Source organism: Pseudogulbenkiania subflava DSM 22618, assembly GCF_900177275.1.
Lineage (GTDB): Bacteria > Pseudomonadota > Gammaproteobacteria > Burkholderiales > Chromobacteriaceae > Pseudogulbenkiania > Pseudogulbenkiania subflava.
Genome location: NZ_FXAG01000014.1, coordinates 1 through 19,349 on the forward strand (window position 1 = coordinate 1; position 19,349 = coordinate 19,349).

General features: G+C 62.3%; 23 protein-coding genes and 1 pseudogene. 8 read left to right on the forward strand and 16 right to left on the reverse strand.

From position 1 onward, the window contains the following. The first annotated feature begins 133 nt into the window (after positions 1–133). Both B9N72_RS12805 and tnpC read left to right on the forward strand, forming a co-directional pair. A complete protein-coding gene (locus B9N72_RS12805) occupies positions 134–3,145 on the forward strand; it encodes a Tn3 family transposase (RefSeq protein WP_085276269.1) in 3,012 nt (1,003 codons plus the stop codon). Positions 3,146–3,155: 10 nt separating this feature from the next. After that, positions 3,156–3,515, forward strand: coding sequence for a Tn3 family transposase post-transcriptional regulator TnpC (gene tnpC, locus B9N72_RS12810; RefSeq protein ID WP_085276270.1), 360 nt, complete (start codon positions 3,156–3,158; stop codon positions 3,513–3,515). On the opposite strand, the gene B9N72_RS12815 is transcribed toward tnpC, so the two are convergent. Then, on the reverse strand, positions 3,503–4,459 hold the full coding sequence (locus tag B9N72_RS12815) for a site-specific integrase (protein WP_143477796.1): 957 nt from the start codon (positions 4,457–4,459) through the stop codon (positions 3,503–3,505). The two genes, tnpC and B9N72_RS12815, sit on opposite strands and share 13 nt — an antisense overlap. A 53-nt stretch (positions 4,460–4,512) precedes the next feature. Next, positions 4,513–4,920, reverse strand: coding sequence for an Hg(II)-responsive transcriptional regulator (gene merR / locus B9N72_RS12820; RefSeq protein WP_085276272.1), 408 nt, complete (start codon positions 4,918–4,920; stop codon positions 4,513–4,515). 71 nt (positions 4,921–4,991) lie between these two features. Between merR and merT the strand changes: the two genes are divergently transcribed. From merT to merA, 4 genes are read left to right on the forward strand one after another with little or no spacing between them, the layout of a single operon-like run. Beyond that, positions 4,992–5,342 (forward strand): mercuric ion transporter MerT, encoded by a 351-nt coding sequence (gene merT, locus B9N72_RS12825; RefSeq protein ID WP_085276273.1) that lies wholly within the window; start codon positions 4,992–4,994, stop codon positions 5,340–5,342. Positions 5,343–5,355: 13 nt separating this feature from the next. Beyond that, on the forward strand, positions 5,356–5,631 hold the full coding sequence (merP, locus tag B9N72_RS12830; protein ID WP_085276274.1) for a mercury resistance system periplasmic binding protein MerP: 276 nt from the start codon (positions 5,356–5,358) through the stop codon (positions 5,629–5,631). Between the two features lie 15 nt (positions 5,632–5,646). Continuing rightward, positions 5,647–6,069 carry an organomercurial transporter MerC gene (gene merC, locus B9N72_RS12835; protein ID WP_085276275.1) on the forward strand — a complete coding sequence of 141 codons (423 nt, stop codon included), beginning with the start codon at positions 5,647–5,649 and terminating at the stop codon, positions 6,067–6,069. 36 nt (positions 6,070–6,105) lie between these two features. Then, on the forward strand, positions 6,106–7,794 hold the full coding sequence (gene merA / locus B9N72_RS12840) for a mercury(II) reductase (RefSeq protein WP_085276276.1): 1,689 nt from the start codon (positions 6,106–6,108) through the stop codon (positions 7,792–7,794). Between the two features lie 225 nt (positions 7,795–8,019). On the opposite strand, the gene B9N72_RS12845 is transcribed toward merA, so the two are convergent. The 14 genes and pseudogenes from B9N72_RS12845 to mtnP all read right to left on the reverse strand — a co-directional run bounded on the left by B9N72_RS12845 (position 8,020) and on the right by mtnP (position 17,038). Continuing rightward, positions 8,020–8,712, reverse strand: coding sequence for a hypothetical protein (locus B9N72_RS12845; RefSeq protein WP_085276277.1), 693 nt, complete (start codon positions 8,710–8,712; stop codon positions 8,020–8,022). Next, positions 8,709–8,903: pseudogene (locus tag B9N72_RS12850) on the reverse strand (heavy-metal-associated domain-containing protein); the annotation flags it as partial. The gene B9N72_RS12845 and the pseudogene B9N72_RS12850, both read right to left, overlap by 4 nt. 417 nt (positions 8,904–9,320) lie before the next feature. Continuing rightward, positions 9,321–10,334, reverse strand: coding sequence for an IS110 family RNA-guided transposase (locus tag B9N72_RS12855; protein ID WP_085276279.1), 1,014 nt, complete (start codon positions 10,332–10,334; stop codon positions 9,321–9,323). A 231-nt stretch (positions 10,335–10,565) separates the two neighbouring features. Then, positions 10,566–10,991 (reverse strand): hypothetical protein, encoded by a 426-nt coding sequence (locus B9N72_RS12860; RefSeq protein WP_085276280.1) that lies wholly within the window; start codon positions 10,989–10,991, stop codon positions 10,566–10,568. Positions 10,992–10,999: 8 nt separating this feature from the next. Continuing rightward, positions 11,000–11,695, reverse strand: coding sequence for a cytochrome c biogenesis CcdA family protein (locus tag B9N72_RS12865; protein ID WP_085276281.1), 696 nt, complete (start codon positions 11,693–11,695; stop codon positions 11,000–11,002). After that, entirely contained in the window at positions 11,685–11,954 is a 270-nt protein-coding gene (locus tag B9N72_RS12870) for a glutaredoxin family protein (protein WP_085276282.1), read from the reverse strand. The genes B9N72_RS12865 and B9N72_RS12870 overlap by 11 nt, the downstream gene beginning before the upstream one ends. Then, on the reverse strand, positions 11,951–12,373 hold the full coding sequence (locus B9N72_RS12875; RefSeq protein ID WP_085276283.1) for a heavy metal-responsive transcriptional regulator: 423 nt from the start codon (positions 12,371–12,373) through the stop codon (positions 11,951–11,953). Before B9N72_RS12875 ends, B9N72_RS12870 begins: the two co-directional genes overlap by 4 nt. Before the next feature lie 10 nt (positions 12,374–12,383). Beyond that, entirely contained in the window at positions 12,384–12,647 is a 264-nt protein-coding gene (locus B9N72_RS12880) for a thioredoxin family protein (protein WP_085276284.1), read from the reverse strand. Positions 12,648–12,736: 89 nt separating this feature from the next. Next, positions 12,737–13,285: a DoxX family protein gene (locus tag B9N72_RS12885; protein ID WP_085276285.1), complete on the reverse strand. Its 549-nt coding sequence runs from the start codon at positions 13,283–13,285 to the stop codon at positions 12,737–12,739. Then, positions 13,285–14,076, reverse strand: a complete 792-nt coding sequence (locus B9N72_RS12890; RefSeq protein ID WP_085276286.1) for an HvfC/BufC N-terminal domain-containing protein — start codon at positions 14,074–14,076, stop codon at positions 13,285–13,287. Before B9N72_RS12890 ends, B9N72_RS12885 begins: the two co-directional genes overlap by 1 nt. Next, entirely contained in the window at positions 14,051–14,914 is an 864-nt protein-coding gene (gene bufB, locus B9N72_RS12895) for an MNIO family bufferin maturase (RefSeq protein ID WP_085276287.1), read from the reverse strand. The genes B9N72_RS12890 and bufB overlap by 26 nt, the downstream gene beginning before the upstream one ends. An 11-nt stretch (positions 14,915–14,925) precedes the next feature. Then, positions 14,926–15,201 (reverse strand): BufA1 family periplasmic bufferin-type metallophore, encoded by a 276-nt coding sequence (locus B9N72_RS12900; RefSeq protein WP_234985940.1) that lies wholly within the window; start codon positions 15,199–15,201, stop codon positions 14,926–14,928. A 93-nt stretch (positions 15,202–15,294) separates the two neighbouring features. After that, a complete protein-coding gene (locus B9N72_RS12905; protein WP_085276288.1) occupies positions 15,295–16,017 on the reverse strand; it encodes a TVP38/TMEM64 family protein in 723 nt (240 codons plus the stop codon). A gap of 148 nt (positions 16,018–16,165) precedes the next feature. Further along, a complete protein-coding gene (mtnP, locus tag B9N72_RS12910; protein WP_085276289.1) occupies positions 16,166–17,038 on the reverse strand; it encodes an S-methyl-5'-thioadenosine phosphorylase in 873 nt (290 codons plus the stop codon). Positions 17,039–17,231: 193 nt separating this feature from the next. Between mtnP and B9N72_RS12915 the strand changes: the two genes are divergently transcribed. After that, complete coding sequence (locus B9N72_RS12915) at positions 17,232–18,395, forward strand: FAD-dependent oxidoreductase (protein ID WP_085276290.1); 1,164 nt, start codon at positions 17,232–17,234, stop codon at positions 18,393–18,395. Next, positions 18,376–19,332 carry an HD-GYP domain-containing protein gene (locus B9N72_RS12920; protein ID WP_234985941.1) on the forward strand — a complete coding sequence of 319 codons (957 nt, stop codon included), beginning with the start codon at positions 18,376–18,378 and terminating at the stop codon, positions 19,330–19,332. The genes B9N72_RS12915 and B9N72_RS12920 overlap by 20 nt, the downstream gene beginning before the upstream one ends. Positions 19,333–19,349: the final 17 nt, after the last annotated feature.

Here is a 19,349-nt window from a genome sequence, read left to right on the forward strand (position 1 = left end):
GGGGTATGACCGGGATGAAGCCGAATTTCCCCCATGCAACATCATAACCAGTTGATATTGTTTGGTTGTTGTCGCCAGATATGACAACGTGGCATTATGCCAATCGTTTGCTGTTAGTCGCGCTGGAGGCTGTATGGCGTCGGTTGAACGTACTGCATACCCCATCTTCTCTCCCTCCTACGGTCCCAAGGAGTTAAAGCAGCACTTTTCTCCTGAGGAATACGAGGTTGAGTGGGTGAAAACCAAAACCCCATCAGCTTCGTTGCGGCTGGGCCTTGCCGTCCTGCTGAAGAGCTTCCAACACTTGCGATACTTCCCTGCGATTGATGAAATCCCTGTGCCTATCATCGATCATATTCGCGATGCCTTCGGTTACAGCAAGCGTGTGCAAGTTGACTACTCGGGGAAGCACACGCTCTACCGTCATATGGCGGCAGTTCGTGATTATCTGCAGGTCTCCCCAGCCTATGGGCACGCGGCAACAGAGGCTGCACAGAAGTGCGCCTACTCTGCTGCAGAGCTCCTGGACCAGCGGGTTGACATCATCAATGCCGTGATCGAAGGCTTGGTAAGCCAACGCTTTGAGCTGCCGGCGTTTCGTACGCTGGATGAGCTCGCCGAACGTGTGCACGCAGAGCTCCAGGGACGAATTTTCAGTACCGTCTTCGGACGGCTCTCCCCCAGCCACATCACGACCCTTACGACGTTGCTTCAGACCGATAGTCTTCAGCGTCGGCAAAGCGAGTACAACGACCTGAAGAAGTCGGCCAAGCGATCGACTCGCAAGCACCTTGAGATGCTGGTCGATCATCTGGACTGGCTCGAGTCGCTCGGCAAAATGGACGGCATATTCGCCGGGGTGCCGGATACAAAGGTCCGCCACTTTGCAAGCCAAGCGCAGGCTTATGATGTTTCCGAACTACGTGAATGTACCGAGCCCAAGCGGTACACCCTCATGCTGGCACTGATTCACCGGATGCAGGTTCGCGCCCGTGATCAGCTCACCGAGATGTTCCTGCGCCGGGTCACCACGATTCACAAGCGGGCAAAGGAAGAGCTGGAGCAGATCCAGACCAAACAGCGTGGCCAGGTTGAGCGCCTGATTGGCACGCTCGATAGCGTAATGGCCATTCTCGAGCAAGAGCCGGACGACACTAAGGCCGGTGGCCAGATTCGGGAATACCTGGTACCGGTGGGTGGCATCAATCAGATTCGCCTGTCTTGCGCTCAGGTGCAGGCCACCAGCGGCAGCAATTACCTACCCTTGGTCTGGAAACACTTCAAGAGCCATCGTTCGATTTTGTTCCGCCTAGTCAGTCTTATTGAGATTCTCCCCACCAGCCAGGATACGGCCTTAGTGGACGCACTGGATGTCATCCAAACCTATCACGACAAGCACCGGATTGAATGGATCGATGAAAACGTTGACCTGTCGTTTGCATCGGACCGTTGGCGCAAGCTGCTACTCCAGTCGCTAGGGCACGGGGTTGGTGTAAATCGGCGCGTCCTGGAGGTCTGTGTTTTCTCCTATCTGGCGGATGAACTGCGCTCTGGAGACCTCAGCGTGACGGGCTCCGAAGAGTTTGCCGATTATCGCGAGCAGCTGCTGCCTTGGGAGGAGTGTGAGGCGTTGCTGCCGGCCTATTGCGAGAAAATTGGACTGCCGGCCAATGCCGAGTCGTTCGTGAGCGGTCTGCGTGAATGGCTGACCGAGACCGCACAGCAACTCGACGACAAATTTCCCACATGCCGTGGTGACGTGGCGCTCGACGCCAACGGTGAGCCGGTTTTGCGGAAAGTCACCGCCCGGGAAATACCGCCTTCCGCGATTTCGCTGCAGAACGCGCTGACCCAGCGTATGCCGGCACGACACATTCTGGATGTGCTGGCCAATATTGAGCACTGGATGGGTTTTACCCGTCACTTCGGACCACTCTCCGGCAACGAGGCCAAATTAAAGCAGCCGGCCGAGCGCTACCTGATGACCATCTTCGCCATGGGCTGCAATCTTGGCCCTACCCAGGCGGCCCGGCACCTGGCCAACAGTAACGTGACCGCCCACATGCTCTCGTTCGTGAACCGTCGCCACCTCTCGCTGGAGAGCCTGGAGGCCGCTCAACGGGAGCTGAACGAGGTCTACCTGCGGCTCGACCTCCCCAAACTCTGGGGCGATGGCAAGACGGTGGCAGCCGACGGTACCCAGTACGACTTCTACGACGAAAACCTGCTGGCCGGCTACCATTTCCGCTACCGCAAGATGGGGGCTGTCGCCTACCGGCATGTGGCCAACAACTACATTGCCGTGTTCCGGCACTTCATCCCGCCCGGCGTGTGGGAGGCCATCTATGTGATCGAGGGCCTGCTGAAGGCAGGACTGAGCGTCGAGGCGGATACGGTGCACGCGGATACGCAAGGCCAGTCTGCCACCGTTTTCGCCTTCACCCACTTGTTGGGCATCAAGCTGATGCCGCGAATTCGCAACTGGAAAAACCTGACCCTGTACCGGCCCGACAAGGCCACCAAATATCAGCATATCAACCGCCTGTTCGACGAGTCGGCGGATTGGGATCTCATTGAGAAGCATTGGCAGGATTTGATGCAGGTGGCGCTCTCGATCCATGCCGGCAAGATTTCCTCGGCCACACTGCTGCGCAAATTGGGCTCCTACAGCCGCAAGAACCGCCTGTATTTCGCTGCCCAGCAACTTGGCAATGTGGTGCGCACGGGCTTTCTGCTGGAATGGGTTGGCAGTCGTGAGCTGCGCCAGGAGGTGACCGCCAACACCAACAAGATCGAGTCGTACAACGGCTTCGCTAAGTGGCTGTCCTTTGGTGGTGATGTCATTGCCGTCAACGAGCCGGACGAACAGCAGAAGCGCCTTCGTTACAACGACCTGATCGCTTCGGCACTCATTCTGCAGAACACGGTGGACATGATGCGCACGCTCAATGTCCTGGAACGGGAGGGCTGGAAAATTTCTGAAGAAGATGTGTCCTTCCTGAGCCCCTACCAGGTCAGCCATGTGAAGCGCTTTGGTGAGTACAACCTGAAGCTCAAACGGCCCCATGAAGCATGGATTCACGATGACACTTTCCAGCAGGCGGTGGCCATCGCTCGGCGTCAGCGCCACACGACGCCAACGTAAGGGAGATGACATGGATCTGCCAGAACCGACCTTTCAGGTGACGCCCTATGGCGACGTCGATGCCAAGCGACTCGAGTCGTTACGTGACAGCTTTGACACGACATCGTTGCTGAAGCTGGTCGACAGGCTGGATGGACTACAAGCCCGGCTAAAACCTATCGGCGGCATCCGGGACGATCTGCTCCGGCTGCATGGCATGGCCCACACGGTACTGAATGGCAACCCGTTGTCTCGGCCATCAGGTGATCTGGATATCTGGGAGGAAGCCGCCGAACTGGCGAACGAGTTCCGTGACCTAGCGAAGGTTTTCCTGCAGGCAGCCGAGCAAGTGGAGCCGTTGGCTGAGTTGAGGCCAGATCAGGGCGATTGAGACGGCAATGACGGCAGGCTGCGCTCTATGCGCTGACGTGCAAAAGGATCGGCGCCATCGATGTAGCGCATCGCCGACTTCACGTCCTTCCAGCCGACGTACTCCATCAGGGTTTTGACATCCCAGCCGTTGGCATTGGCCCAGCCGGCGAAGCCGCGGCGCAGGGAGTGGCTGCTAAAACCTTCCGGAGCGGACAGATCCGCTTGGGCAAACAGGCTGCGCATCAGCTTAATGAGGCTGTTGATGTGCAGCCCCGTTTCGCGTACGTGCCCCCAGCGATCGATGCCACGAAACACCGCCCCGTTGGTTAGCCCCGCCACCGTGATCCAGTCGGTGTAGGCTGTCACCGGACAGAGCAGCGAGAGCGCCGGCACCTTGTAGGTTTTCCCTTGTAGCTGGCGGTCACCCTTGCTCTGCGGGAGGAAGCAGCGCATGCCCTGTTCGGGTTCCAGCTCGACATACTCGACCTGTAGGCGCACCAGTTCATCCCCGCGGAAACCGCGCCAGAAGCCGAGCAACAGTAGGGCTTTGTCTCGTGTGTGGCGCAATTCCATTGCCAGATCTTGTCGGCTCTTTGCCAAGCCGATCGCCTGATCCAGCCAGTCGACGACCTGGGCCAGGTGGTCGATCTGCAGCGGCTTGGCTTGCTGTTCCTGTGTGGGGTGAAGCGTCTGGATGCCCTTGAGGGCTTTACGCACCACCGGCGCTTTAGTCGGGTCGGGAAAGCCTTGCTCGACGTGCCATTGGGCGATGGCGGCCAAACGTTGTCGTAGGGTGTTGATCGCCAGGGATTCGGCGTAGTCGACTAGATAGCGAGCGATGCTATCGGCGGTCGCCGGCAGAAAACCGCCCCATTCGACTTCGAAGTGGCGGATGGCGGACTGATAGCTGCGCCGGGTGTTCTCTCGGGTGGCCGCGGCAAGGTAATCATCTAGTTTAGTCATAAGGGAGCTCACAGAATTCGGAAAAATAGCACGCTGAGTCGAACTCCCCTCGTTCAACCGCCGTGCAACGCATCGATCAGCGGACAGGACACATGACCCTGCTGCGCGCAGCATTCGCTGACCAGTTTTGACAGCACCATCTCCATCCGCGCGAGGTCGGCTAGGCGGGCGCGCACGTCGGCGAGTCGCACGGCGGCCAATTCAGCCGCCTCACTGCAATGAGTGCCGTCCTCCAACTTCAGCAGTTCACCTATCTCATCCAGGCTGAAGCCCAGGCGCTGGGCCGATTTCACGAACTTCACACGTGCCACGTCCACCTCGCCATAGCGGCGGATACTGCCGTAGGGCCGGTCCGGTTCGAGCAGTAAGCCCTTGCGCTGATAGAACCGGATCGTCTCGACATTGACCCCGGCCGCCTTGGCAAAGGCACCGATGGTCAGGTTCTCCAAATCTTCTTTCATGTCGCTTGACTCCGTACCTGACTACGGAACTAACGTTAAACCATCAAGTAAAAACTCGAAAGGATAATTTCATGTCAGAACCGCAAAGCGGGCGTGGCCCCCTTGTCACCGGCGGGCTGGCCGCCATCCTCGCTTCGACCTGCTGCCTGGGGCCGCTGGTTCTGGTCACCTTGGGGTTCAGCGGGGCCTGGATCGGTAACCTGACCGTGTTGGAGCCGTACCGTCCGCTCTTCATCGGCGCGGCGTTGGTTGCGCTGTTCTTTGCCTGGCGGCGTATCTTCCGACCGGTCGCAGCCTGCAAGCCGGGCGAGGTCTGTGCAATTCCACAGGTGCGCACCACCTACAAGCTCATTTTCTGGATCGTGGCCGCGTTGGTCGTGGTCGCGCTCGGGTTCCCCTACGTGTTGCCTTTCTTCTATTGATCAGGAATCCACCATGAAAAAGCTGCTTGCTGCCATCGCATTTGCTGCCGTCGTAACCCCGGTTTTGGCTGCCACGCAAACTGTCACCCTGGCGGTGCCCGGCATGACCTGCTCCGCCTGCCCGATCACGGTTAAGAAAGCGCTCTCCAAGGTCGAAGGCGTGAGCAAGACCGACGTGAGTTTTGAGAGGCGCGAGGCCGTCGTCACCTTCGATGACGCCAAAACCAGCGTGCAGAAGTTGACCAAGGCAACTGCGGACGCGGGCTACCCGTCCAGCGTCAAACGCTGAGTCTGGAGTGATGCCATGAAACCGATTGCGCGTATCACCGACAAGGCCGGGGCACTCGGTGCCGTCCTCTCGGCGATGGGCTGCGCCGTCTGTTTTCCTGCGCTCGCCAGCCTGGGTGCGGCCATCGGCCTGGGCTTCCTGCAGGAATACGAAGGGCTGTTCATCTCCAAGCTGCTGCCGCTGTTCGCCGCCTTGGCCTTGCTGGCGAATGCGCTGGGCTGGCTGCGCCACCGGCAATGGCACCGCAGCCTGCTCGGCATGATCGGACCGGCCATCGTGTTCGCCGGAACGGTCTGGTTGCTCGGTCACTGGTGGACGGCTCGCCTGGTGTACACCGGCCTGGCGTTGATGGTCGGCATCTCGATCTGGGATCTGGTGTCGCCGGCGCATCGCCGTTGTAGCCCGGACGGCTGCGAGTTGCCCGCGAAGCACGGCTGACCGTCTTGGTCACAACAAATTGAGAGGAACAACTATATGACACAGTTGAAGATCACCGGAATGACCTGCGACTCGTGCGCGACCCACGTCAAAGAGGCGCTGGAAAACGTGCCCGGCGTGCAAGCGGCGGAGGTGTCCTACGCCAAGGGCAGCGCCCGGCTCACCATCGAAGCCGGCACGTCCCCTGATGCCCTGATTGCCGCCGTCGCTGGGCTCGGCTATCGCGCAGCGCTGGCCGACGCTCCAGCTGCTCCGGTGCCAGGTGGACTGTTAGACAGGGTAAAGGAATGGGTCGGCGGGGGCGACAACAAGGCCGGCCACATCGGCGATGGGATGCATATCGCCGTCATCGGCAGCGGCGGGGCCGCGATGGCGGCGGCGCTGAAGGCCGTCGAGCAAGGCGCACGGGTCACGCTGATCGAGCGCGGCACCATCGGCGGCACCTGCGTCAACGTCGGCTGCGTACCGTCCAAGATCATGATCCGTGCTGCCCATATCGCCCATCTGCGCCGGGAAAGCCCGTTCGATGGCGGCATGCCACCCACACCGCCGACGATCCAGCGCGAGCGGCTGCTGGCGCAGCAACAGGCGCGAGTGGATGAACTGCGCCATGCCAAGTACGAAGGCATCCTGGAGAGCACCCCGGCCATCACCGTGCTACACGGCGAGGCCCGTTTCCAGGATGGTCGCCACATTACGGTGCGCATGAGCAACGGCGGCGAGCGCGTGGTAGCGTTCGACCGCTGCCTGATCGCCACCGGCGCCAGCCCCGCGATTCCGCCTATTCCTGGTCTGAAGGACGCCCCCTACTGGACCTCCACCGAGGCGCTGGCCAACGACACGCTCCCCGAGCGACTGGCCGTGATCGGGTCGTCGGTCGTTGCCCTGGAGCTGGCACAAGCCTTTGCCCGGCTGGGTAGCCAAGTCACGATCCTGGCGCGCAGCACGCTGTTCTTCCGCGAGGACCCGGCCATCGGCGAGGCCATAACAGCCGCGTTCCGCGCCGAGGGCATCGAGGTATTGGACCATACCCAGGCGAGCCAGGTCGCCTATGCGGACGGGGAATTCGTGCTGACCACCGAACACCGCGAAGTACGCGCCGACCAGCTGCTGGTCGCCACCGGCCGTGCGCCGAATACTCGCTCCCTGAATCTCGAAGTGGCAGGTGTCGAGGTCAACGCCCAGGGGGCCATCGTCATCGACCGCGGCATGCGCACCAGTGCGCCACACATCTACGCCGCCGGCGACTGCACCGACCAACCGCAATTCGTCTATGTCGCGGCAGCAGCCGGCACCCGTGCGGCGATCAACATGACCGGCGGCGACGTGGCGCTGGACCTGACGGCGATGCCGGCAGTCGTGTTCACCGATCCGCAGGTGGCGACGGTGGGCTACAGCGAAGCAGAAGCGCACCACGACGGCATCGAGACCGACAGCCGGTTACTCACGCTGGACAACGTCCCGCGTGCGCTCGCCAACTTCGACACACGCGGCTTCATCAAGCTGGTGGCCGATGCCGGCAGTGGGCGCTTGATCGGCGTGCAGGCGGTGGCCCCGGGGGCGGGCGAGCTGATTCAGACGGCAGCGCTGGCCATTCGCAGCCGCATGACGGTGCAGGAACTGGCCGACCAGTTATTCCCGTATCTCACGATGGTCGAGGGACTGAAACTCGCGGCGCAGACCTTCAACAAGGATGTGAAGCAGCTATCCTGCTGCGCCGGATGAGGGAAAGGAGGTTTCGATGAACGCCTACACGGTGTCGCGTCTGGCCCAGACGAGCAAAACACGCAGCAGTCCCCGGCTTGGGCCGTAGCAGCGTCTTGCCGTTGCTGCACTCGTAGTAGAAGTGACCGGCGTCCGTGGGCATGGTTTCCATGCTTGGCGAAGCCGCAGTGCGGGCAGGTCAAGACGGACTCAAGAATGACGGGGCCCATCGGGGACGACCCATTCTCAGAAGTGGTGGCGCATGCCCAACAACACCGAGGTGTCGTGGCGGTTGTTGAGGTCGTGCACAACCCCACCCTCAATCACCCATGGTCCGTCGATGTGCTGCAACCCGACCGTGAGTTGCTGGGTCATGTTCGATCCTTTGTGCCGGCGCCCGCCGAGTTCCAGCACCGACATCCACCAGGCGCGCTCGCCAGGATTCAGGCGGTATTGCCACGACAGGTCATAGCGGGCGCTGGCTGGATTACCGTTGCCGCGTCCGACTGCCACCAGGTCGGCGTCGATTTCGTGTCGCTCGCGGAACCAGGTGGCGATCGTGCCGAGCTGCGCTCGCGCATGGCCGTCATGATCCAGCACCGCTCCGCCGAGCAAGGACCAGCGCGCGGTGCCGACATTGGTGTCAGCCGACCAGAGCTGGTGGCGATAGAACGCCATCGGATCGCCGGCACGTTGTCCGCTGCCGCCAGCGATGCGGTATGGAAGGGCGAACATGAGGGTCTGGGTAGCGGACAGACCGTAGGCGAACTCCGTGGTGAGCTGGGTCGTATCCGCGTCGCGGTCGTGTTCCAGCAGCGGCCGCACTACACTGCCTCCCTGTTCCAACGGCAGCGCCACGAAGGCGCGCAGCCCCATGGCCGATGCGGGCAGCGCGGCCGTGCCGACGATCAGCAGCAGGGCAATGGGAATGGCCCTCATGGCCGGCCCTCCTCACTGTGCACGCGAGCGGCGCCTGGAGTAAAGCCGGCGTCGCGGATGATCTTCTTGTACTGCTCGATGTCGGGCTGCTGGCCGGGCTTTAGTTCGATGCGGGCGCGGTGCGCATCGAGATCGACCTCCGCCTTGGCGACTCCCGCCGTCTTGCCGAGGTTCTTTGACAAGCCGTAAACACAAAAGGGACACCCATTAGCCGGCCCAAGTCAAGCGAACGCACAAACCCATGGCGGCGCCAGCCGCCTGTTTTCAATCTCTTCATCCACCGCTTGCAGTTGCCGATCACGCCCGTTTCTTCAAATCATGGCTGCGACGAATCGCGCCAGACACCCATCAGGATCAAGCGAGCGGCAATGAAACTGCCTGTCGCCCTGGCGGCTTCGCCGCCCCAGAAGAACGTTGGTGCCGCAGCGTGTCCAATGGGTTCATCACAGACCCGTGGTTGCCGGTTCCCCGGCGCCAATCCTTGGCTGGCTCACGTTGCGGGCGATCCGCTTGTACTGCAAATCGGTGACGGCGGCACGACATCCCATTCAGACCAAATGGCTGTCACTCCAGTCCCCAAATCCGGGCTTGCCGGCCGCCGTCGTTACTCATGCAAAGCAGCGCGTCACGTCAAACGGTTTGCGCTCCTTCAGAATGTGGAAGCAGGCTCGCGCCAGCTTGTGCGCCAGCGCCTTGATCGCCACCACGTTGTTGGTCTTCGCCTTCTTCCGTTCGTAGAAACGCTTCGCTTCGGCGCAGTAGCGCAGCGCAAAGTTGGCCGCCTCGACGAACGCCCAGGCCAGGTACTTGTTGCCGTTCTTGGTGTTCCCCTCTCCTTTTTTCTTGCCGTTGCTGGTGCGCACGCTGTCGACGCAGCGGGCGTAGGAAGCAAAGTTGCCGGCGGCGGCAAAGCGATCAATCGGTCCCGTTTCGAGCAGGATCGTGGTTGCCAGCACCTGGCCGATGCCCGGCACGCTGGTGAGGAGTCCGTACTCCGTTCGCGCCCCCACCTTTTCTTGCAGACGCTTTTCAAGAAGATCGATTTGCGCGGAAAGCGTGGCAATGACCGCCACGTTGGTTTTGACCGCCAGCGCCACATCTTCCGGCCAGGGCATTCGATCGACGGCATCGGCCGTCAATTGCTTCACTTGATTGCTGCTGATACGGGCACTCTGTTGGCGGGCGGTGATGTTCTCGACAGCAAGGATGTGCGTGGTGCGACTGCGCACCAGTTGCATGCGCTTCCTGGCCAGATCACGCACGGCGCGTTGCTCCGGCGCCAGGATCGTTCCCGTCGGCAGAATCCCCAGCCGCAGCAGGTGTGCAAGGTAGCGCGCATCGGTTTCGTCGCCGCTGTGCTTGAGTCCTTCGTATTTCTTGATTGCCGTGGTGTTGGCCAGATGCACTTTGAAGCCCGCCGCTTGCAAACCATCGACCAGCCAGTACCAGTTGAAGGTCGATTCGACCACGACCCCCGCCAACTCCTCGCGCCAGGGCGAGAGCAATGCCAGAATCTTCGCCAAGTCGTTGGGCAACCGTTTCTCCGCCACGACTCGGTCTTCTTCATCCGTCACGGTCACCACACTGTTGTTCGAGTGCAGGTCAATTCCGCTATATTTCATTTCCGGCCTCCGATGGTTATTGCAAGTTCGCAAACTCACTTTAACCCCGCCGCAACTGCGGCGGCGGGAGGCCGGCTAGATGATTTTCAGGTCAGGCCCTGCACGTCGATGTCCACGACCTGTATCGGTGTGCCCCAGGCCAGCAGCGGTAGCCATAGGGCCAGGCCAGCCAATCCCGCTTTCAATGTCAACTTGCGCATGGGAACCTCCATCGCTTTCACCACCAGTGGTTCAGTAGCCCAGCCAGATGCGTATCGGCAAGGCGAGATAGGCCGTGAGGAAGCCGATGCCCCAGATGGCGAGCGACAGCCAGAACAGGCGCACGCTCAGGCGCTGTGCTCGCTGACAGGCCGCGGCCAGGGTTGGATCGGCCGGGCAGGCTCGACCTGTGCGAAAAGTGGCATAGCCGGCCAACGCCAGAAGCATGGCCGAACCGGCGAACAGCCAGGCTTTGTGCGCAGCCAGGGTGACCAACAGGGGGAGCGCACTGGTCATCGTGGCCACGGTCGCGCCGAGGCCGATGGAAACCAGCAGGATCGGCACCGCACAGCAGACCAAGGTGCCCGACGACGACAGCAGCGCAAGCCAGTGTAGCGTCGTGCCCCGCGCAGTGGATTCCGAGGGGGAGCTGGATGGGTGCGCTTGGCCAGATGTCATGATCGCTCCTATCCCGCCAGCGCCGGCACGAAAACAAAGTAGGCGTTGAGCAGGTAGAGGCCGGTGAACATCAGCAGGATGCCCCCTGCCAGCTCGAAAGATCGCCGGAAACGCCCCAGCGGTCTCAGCTGTTCCATCCACCCCACCGCCGAGGCCGCAAGCGCAAGCGGAATGGCGCGCCCCACGGCAAAACTGGCCAGCATTGCCATCCCCAGAACGGGAGAGCCGCCAGCGGCCGAAGCGCCCAGCAGCACGACCAGCGCCGGCGTGCACGCCGGGTAGACTGCAACCGAGAACGGCACACCCAAGGCGAACGCCCCCCACGCCGTTTTGGCGCGCGCGGCTTTGAATCCGAAGGCAGGCAGGGAAAGCTTGAACCATCCGGTCCACAGCAGACCCAGCCCGATCAGCCACGGCCCGAGAACGAGCCCCCAGTAACGGCCCACCAGCGTCTCTACCCACTGACCGCCGAAACCGGCCAGCAGGCCGAGCAGCGCGTGCGCGCCAATCATGCCGGCGAGGAACATCAGGCCGTAGCGGGCGGCGTCCTTCGGTGACCTGGCACGGATCACATAGGCGAGCGGCACCGGAAGCGCCGCGAGCACCAAGGGATTGAGGCTGAAGAACAGGCCCGCCAGCAGGCTGACGCCGCTTGCGCCCAAGGCGCCCTGCGCCACGGCCTGCCGCAGTGCTTCAAGCTCCATGACCCTGCACTCCCCGGCGATGCCGTAATTCGGTTGCGAGCTGTGTGGGTGTGGGCAGCGTGGTGAACACCAGTTGGCCGTCGATGGCGAGCGCCGGCAGCGTCAACACGCCCAGTTCGACCGCGCGGTCGAGCGAGTCGAGCACGTTGATTTCACACCACTCCACGCCTGTCGCGGCCATTTCGGCGGCAGCCTCGAGATCGGCCTTCGTGGCGGTGCACTTGGTGCAACCCGGCGCATAGAACAGTTCGACTTTCACGACGCACGCTCCATGTCGTCATCGACCTGTTCCAAGGCGGCCAGGATCGGGCAGTCATCGACTGACTGCGTGCCGTCGGCACATTCGGCGATCAGCCGGTCGAGCGCGGCGGACATCACCTGCATGGCGCGAATCTTGGTTGCAAGCTGAAGCTTCTTCTCGATGGCGCGCTGCCGCACATCGTTGCAACAGGCTCTGTCGCTCTGGCGTAGATGCAGCAACTCGCGGATTTCCGTCAGCGTGAAGCCGCAGGCCTGGGCGTGCTGAATGAAGCGGACGCGGCGCACCGCATCCTCCTCATACAGTCGGTAGCCGCTGTCGGTCTTGGCTGCGGGGGCGATCAACCCCTCGCGCTCATAGTAGCGCAGCGCGTCCACGCTGATGTCGCCCGCCTGGGCCAGCTTGCCAATGGTCAACATAGCGCAGCGCTCAAGGCTGACCCAGACCGGCAGCGCGCAGACTCGCTTCGTCTATGCCGCGTCCTGCGCAACAGCCGGCCAGTTGACCATTGATCGCCACGGCCGGTACCGAGCGCACGCCGAGCGCCTTGGCCTGCTTTGCCACGGCGACATCGCGCATGTCGAGCACATCGACCTCGCACGACGGGCAGGCCAGCCCTTGCACCAGGGACACGACGTCTGTGAAGGTCGGGCAACCGGCGCTGAACACTTCCACCTTGCGTTTCATTGACATTTCCAGGCTCCTTCAATCATGGGGTAGGATCACGCGGAGATGCCACGTTCCCCACGCTTGAAGGATAAACCTTGGAGTAAGCTCCAGGGTCAAGTGGATTTTTCCTGCGGATTTTCCTTGTCGCCGGTGAGTGGAAAGCGATCATCGTGGCGCAGCCAACGTGGCATAACCCAGCGCTGTAGGGCGGCATCGATCGACAGTTTGCCCGGGCCGTAAACGGTCAGCGCGAGCAGCATCATGCCCCAGATCTTGTGGTCGACGAAGCCGTTGCCCCAGAAATCGGCCCAGATGCCGTTTGGCCACAGTTCCGGGTACGAGATCACGGCGACGATGTTGTAGACGAACAGGAAGGCTGCAGCCGGTCTGCCCAGCAGGCCAAGCCCGAGCAACCATGGGAACACCAGTTCGATAAAGGTGCCGAGTGGCGCTGCAAACTCCGGCGGCAACAGGGGGACGTGGTATTCGTTTTGGAATAGCGCCAGGGTGCTGTCCGGGTCATCCCACTTCACCACGCCGGCGCGCCAGAAGGCGAGCGCCACCCAGAGACGGAATAGCAGCAAACTTAATGGTGCGGCCTGCTCCAGGCAGCCGACCAGGCGCCCATAGCTGTCGGCAACTGACTGAATCCAGTGTTTCATCATGATCTCCCTTGTTCAATATGAGCATCGATCAGCAGACCGTTCTGCAAGAGCAGGTGCAGGTGCGCCGCCAGGTCGAAGGCAGGGTCCTGCGCATGCGCCTTGTCGATTACCATGCCTAGCGGCATTCCCAACAACAGTCCGGCGATGAAGCAACCTCCGCCGGGTAAGATGGTTTGCATCGCAATCTGCGTGTCGCTGCGCCAGAGCAACACTGTTTGGCCATGCCCGCCCAGTTGCAGCCGATCCTGGCTGTCGGCCTCCTGGCAAAAGCGCCAGATGTCGAGGATCGGATAGCGGCTGTCGATCAGATGAACGCTGGGGTGGAGCACGAACACGGTTCTGGCCAACTCGTCTTCCGACCGCTCGGTCAAGCGCCCCGGTGCAAGCGGCGTGGCCTCCGCCGCCAGGTAAGCCAGCTGGCGCGCCCATTCCAAGCGGGCGATGTCGGCTAGGTACGGCAGTTCGGCGGTTTCCGGTATGGCCGCCAGGAAGTCCGGGAACGCCGCGCCGTAGTCTTGCAGATTGCTGCTTTGCGATGGCACGGCCGCGATATAGCGGGCAGCCACACCATCAAAGCAGTCTTCCCCAACCAGGCGCAGTACCGACGGATAGCTGGTCTTCAGCGCACTGCCCAGCGTGTTGAACACCATATTGCGGTAGATCTGCAGGCGCTCATCGGCAGTCAGACCGTGCGGTGCGACCCACGGCGCGATCCCGGCCGGATCGCCGGTGAACACACTACGGCTGAAGGCGCGCTGCAACTCAAGCAAGGACGGGGCGGTAGTCACGGAGGATCTCCTCGGCCAGTCGGGCTTCGTCCTGCAGGACCGCGAACGCCGGCAGATCCTGATCCCACTCGATCAGCGTCGGCTTGGCGCCCAATAGGCGCACCGCCTCGCGGTATAGCGCCCACACCGCCGCGTCGACGCGGCGACTATGGGTATCGATCAGCAAGGGCACCGGCAAACCCTCTTTGCGGCTGAATCCGGCCAAATGCATCTCGCCAACCGCGTGCGCTGGGATGGCATGCAGATATTCCTGCGGGTCAAAGCCATGGTTGACGCTGTTGACGTAGACGTTGTTGACGTCAAACAGCAGGCCACAACCGCTGCGCTCGGCCAGGGCGACCAGAAATTCCCATTCCGGAATGGTCGAGTGCCGATAACTCAGATAACTCGACACGTTCTCGATCAGAATCTGCCGCCCCAGAAACTCCTGAGTCTCCAGGACGCACTCGATCATCAGATCCAGCGCTTCCTCGGTATAGGGAAGGGGAAGCAGTTCGTTCAGGCTGTGCCCGTCGACTGCGCCCCAACACAAATGTTCCGAGACTTGGCCGGGGTCTATGTGATCGACAAGCCGGCCGAGTTTGGCCAGGTGATCGTGCTGGAGCCCGCTGGCCGATCCCAGGTGCAATCCGACGCCGTGCAGGCTGATGGGGTAGTCGCGCCGCACCCCCTCCAGCACGGACAACAGCTCGCCGCCGGCACCGAAGAAGTTCTCGCTATGCACTTCGAACCACGGCACGGACGGCCGCTCGGCCAGCACTTGGGCAAAGTGTATGGGTCGCAGGCCGATACCGGCGTGCGCCGGAATTTCAGTGTTCGGCAACGTGGCGGCGAGCATCGGCGGCCTCCTTACGATTCTTTCGGCTTGGTCGAACCGCCTTCGATCTTGTTGCACAGGCCGGCCGGCATCGCCACGAACGAATTCGGGTCGCGCGCCTTGGTGGCCTGGCCGGCGCAGGAGTGGCCAGGCGCCTTGCAGTCGTTCTTGTAGGCGGCGTTGACGCCGTAACACTGTTCCATTTTCTTCTCGGGCTGTTCCATCTTCTTCTCTGCGGCCTGGCCGCCTGCGGCCAGACCAATCAAACTCAGTGCCAAGGCAGCCTTGATGACATTTTGCGATTGCATGGTGGTCTCCTGTTGGATGTCCGGAATATTCCGGTGCCGACTTAGTCGCGTGGCCTGCAGGATCCATTACACGGATGCGTCGGCACGCAACTTTTACGACGTACCGTTACTCGAATCCGTCGAGCGCCGTGCCCTGGCGCGCAGCCGGATCAATAGCCATCCGGTCATGGCGACAGCAAGGCTCATCAGCAGCCAGCCTGTGAACGGGATGGTCAGAATGCGGTCGCCCAGAACGGCAAGCAGGATCGTCAACGGGAGAATGCCGAGCGCGGTGGTCCACAGAAAGGTCCACCACGAGAGGCCGGCCAAGGCGGCCGCGTAGTTGATCAGGTTGAAGGCAATCGCCGGCATCAAGCGGCAGGCCAACAGCACGGTGGCACCATGCAGCTGCGACCAGCGCGCTAGTTCACGCCGAGAACCCGGCGTCATCCACCGCTCGACGAACGGCCGGCCCAGTCGCCGGGTGAGCCCGAAGGCGGTTGCCGCCCCCAGCATCGCACCACACCAGGTGATAACCGCGCCCCAAAACGGACCATAAACCATGCCGTTGGCCAGCGCGACCATCTCGGCGGGAAACGGCAGAAAAGAATGCGCCACCATCAGCAGGAGCGACCCCACTACGCCCCATGCGCCCAACGAGCGTACCCACCGTACGATTCCTTGTGCTGTGGCAGGAAAGTCGAACGACAAGCGGTGCGGCACCAGCCATAAGACCAAGAAAACACAGCCACCGACCGCCAGCAGCACGGCAACGATTTCCAGCCGCCGCCATGATGACGGGCGGTGGTCTGTTGGCGTGGTGCGGTCGGGTTTCATTGCGATTTCCTGCGCTGTCACACGCGGCGCGTGTTTTGCTCGCGCCCGGCCGGTTTTTTTGGGGGGCGATGCGGTTGCATCAGCGATCGCGTATCGGTCGCTCAGCCAAGCCGTTTGCTTACAAAACTGGAAAAATTCGGCACGCGACTCACAGATAGTCACGAATCAACACCCCCAAGCGCTCTTGGGTTGCTGGTTCCATCGCCGCCGGTCGCGTGACCAGCCCGGCTGCGAGCGCGTCATGCGCAGCCGAGCGAGGCCAGTCGAGTGCCAGCCACCGTACCGCCTGGCTGACCACACGCTGCGCGTTGGCGGCGTTCTGCATCAGGTTGGCGATGGCCAGTTCGGCGGTGACGTGTGCCTCCCTTGGGTGCCAGCAGTCGTAATCGGTGACCAGGGCCAGCGTGGCATAAGCCATCTCCGCCTCGCGCGCGAGTTTGGCCTCCGGCATGTTGGTCATCCCGATCACGCTGCCGCCGATGCTGCGGTACCACTGCGACTCGGCATAGGTCGAGAACGCAGGGCCTTCGATGCAGACATAGGTGCCACCCCGATGGAGCTGAATGTTGTCGAGACCGGTGTCGTGAACCGCCTGCGCGAGCACATCGGCGAGCACGGAACAGACGGGCGCAGCCATCGAAACATGCGCGACGGCGCCATTGCCGAAGAAAGTGCTGTCACGCCGCCGGGTCAGGTCGATGAACTGGTCGGGCAGCACCATATCCAGCGGGCGCAACGGTTCCTGCAGCGAGCCGACCGCAGAAATCGAGATCAGGTAGCGCACGCCGAGCGCTTTCAGTGCGTAGATATTGGCGCGGTATGGAACTTCGCTTGGCAGGTAGCGGTGGTCGCGACCATGCCGCGCCAGAAACGCGACCGGTGCGCCGTGCAAGACACCGGTCACGATCCGGTCGGACGGCGTGCCGTATGGGGTGGTCAGCTCATATCCCCGCGCCTGTTCGATTCCTTCCATTTGATACAACCCACTACCGCCGATGATGCCGATTCTGGCTTGCGACATGTGATCTCCTCCTGTTTGAGCAACCTTCGGACTGTAGTCGCAGGGAAGGAAGCGGATCTTACAACCCATCTGTAAGAAAGCGAGGCCATGGCACGACTACAGACAGTCCAACAATTGAAGAGATGGCGGCTATGAATAAGACCATGATGCGCGCTCGGCATCGTTCCTGCCCGAATCGGGCAGGCAGGCGGCCATGAAGCGCCTGATCCTGGTCGGCGGCGGGCATGCCCATCTCGGCGTACTGCGCGCGCTGGCAATGCGCCGGCTCCGGGCGGCCGAGGTCCTGCTGGTGACACCTGAGCCGCAGCTGATTTATTCAGGCATGGTGCCGGGCTGGATGGCCGGCCACTACCGGCTGGATCAGTGCGGTATCGACCTGCAGCCACTGGCGCGGGCGGCCGGCGCGCGGCTGATTCTGGCGCCGGTGGCCGGGCTGGATGCAGAGCGCCGCTGTATTGTCTTGCCCGATGGCACGTATCTCGAGTACGACCTGCTGTCGCTCGACGTCGGCAGTGAGACAGACGTCTCCTGGCTGCATGCGGCGCAACGGCGGCTGCTGCCGGTGCGCCCGCTTGGCAGCTTTGTTGCCGCCTGGCCGCAAGTACTCGAACAGGCGGTAAGCCGTGCCGGTTTTCGTCTGGCCGTGGTCGGCGGCGGGGCCGCCGGCGTCGAATTGGCGTTTGCCGCGCGCCAGGGGTTCGTGCGGGGCGGTATCGACGCACAAGTCGACCTGGTGGCGTCCGGCCCGGACTTGTTGGCAGGCCATGCGCCGGCGGTCGTCGCGCGGGCGGAGCGCTGGCTGGTCGCTCGTGGCATCGCCGTGCATCGCTCGCGCGCCGCCGGAACGGCCAGCGGACTGCTGCTGGCCAATGGCGAACACTTGGCGGCGGATCGCATCGTCGCCGCCACCGGCGCCAGGGCGCCATGCTGGCTCGCGCTGTCCAAACTGGCGCTCGATCCAGACGGCTATGTCGCAGTGGACGACGCCCACCGTAGCCGTTCACACGCGCACGTGTTCGCCGCCGGCGACGTCTGTGCGCGCGAAGATGCGGCCGTGGCGCGCTCCGGCGTGCATGCGGTGCATGCCGGTCCGGTACTGGCGTACAACCTGCGCGCCGCGCTGGAAGGTGGCGCCATGCGCGCGTATGTCCCGCGCGCCTGCTCACTCTATCTGATCTCGACCGGTCCCAAGCACGCCATCGCTTCTTGGGGAAGCTGGAGCACCGAGGGCGCCTGGGTCTGGCACTGGAAAGACTGGATCGATCGACGTTTCATCCGCCGTCATCGTATGCCACACGATGTGACGGAGCCATACCACCCTTTACAGGAGTCACCATATGAGCATGAATCTCATTGAGCGGGTCGTTCAGCTGCTGCATCGGGCTGATTGCCCGGAACCGGACGGCGAGGCGGCAATCGGTTTCAGCCAGATGCTGGCGAGCCTGATGGTGATGGCGTGGTTTGTCGAGGCGCGCGACCCGTACACCGGCGGGCATTTGTGGCGCGTCTCGCAGTACGCACGCCTGCTTGCCGAGGCCGCCGGGCTGGAACCGACCGAAGTCGCACGCATCAGCTTGGGCGGGTTCCTGCATGATTTGGGCAAGATCGGAGTACCGGATGCCATATTACGCAAGCCGGCTAGCTTGAGCGACGAAGAATACGCCGTAATCAAGACGCACCCGGAAATGGGCATGCACATGCTTGCGGGGCATCCACTAGCCGGCCTGGTCAAGAACGCCGTCTACCTACATCACGAGCGCCCAGACGGCTTGGGCTATCCACGCGGCTTGAAGCCCGAAAGCATTCCGTTGGAAGCCCGGATCGTAGGGATATGCGACGCCTTCGATGCGATGACCAGCCATCGACCTTACCGTGCCGGCATGCCGCAGGAGTGCACACTGGGCATTGTGAGAGATTACTTGGGACACCAGTTCGACCAAGGTTTCGGCCGCTTGCTGATCGAGCTCGGCGAAGCAGGCCAGCTCGATCATATCCGCGGCCATAGTGACGACGGCATTCCATTGCAGTCTTGCCCGATGTGTGGCCCGACACTTACGATCAGGCGGGAGCAATTGCCGGGCGAGCATGTCTACTGCCGCAATTGCGGCGGTGAATTCGTGCTTGTGGACGGCGATCGTGCGCTCTTGGCCGAGCCTACAGGGCGCTGTGGTACCCCAGCCGAGCTGCAAACGGTTGTCGACGAAGCGCTAATCGCGCGTGCGGTGGAGGCTGCGGTGCGCGCGATGCCGGTGCGAGAGCTCATGCAGCAGCATTACTCGACCGCCGGGGCGTGACGATGCCCCCCTGCTCA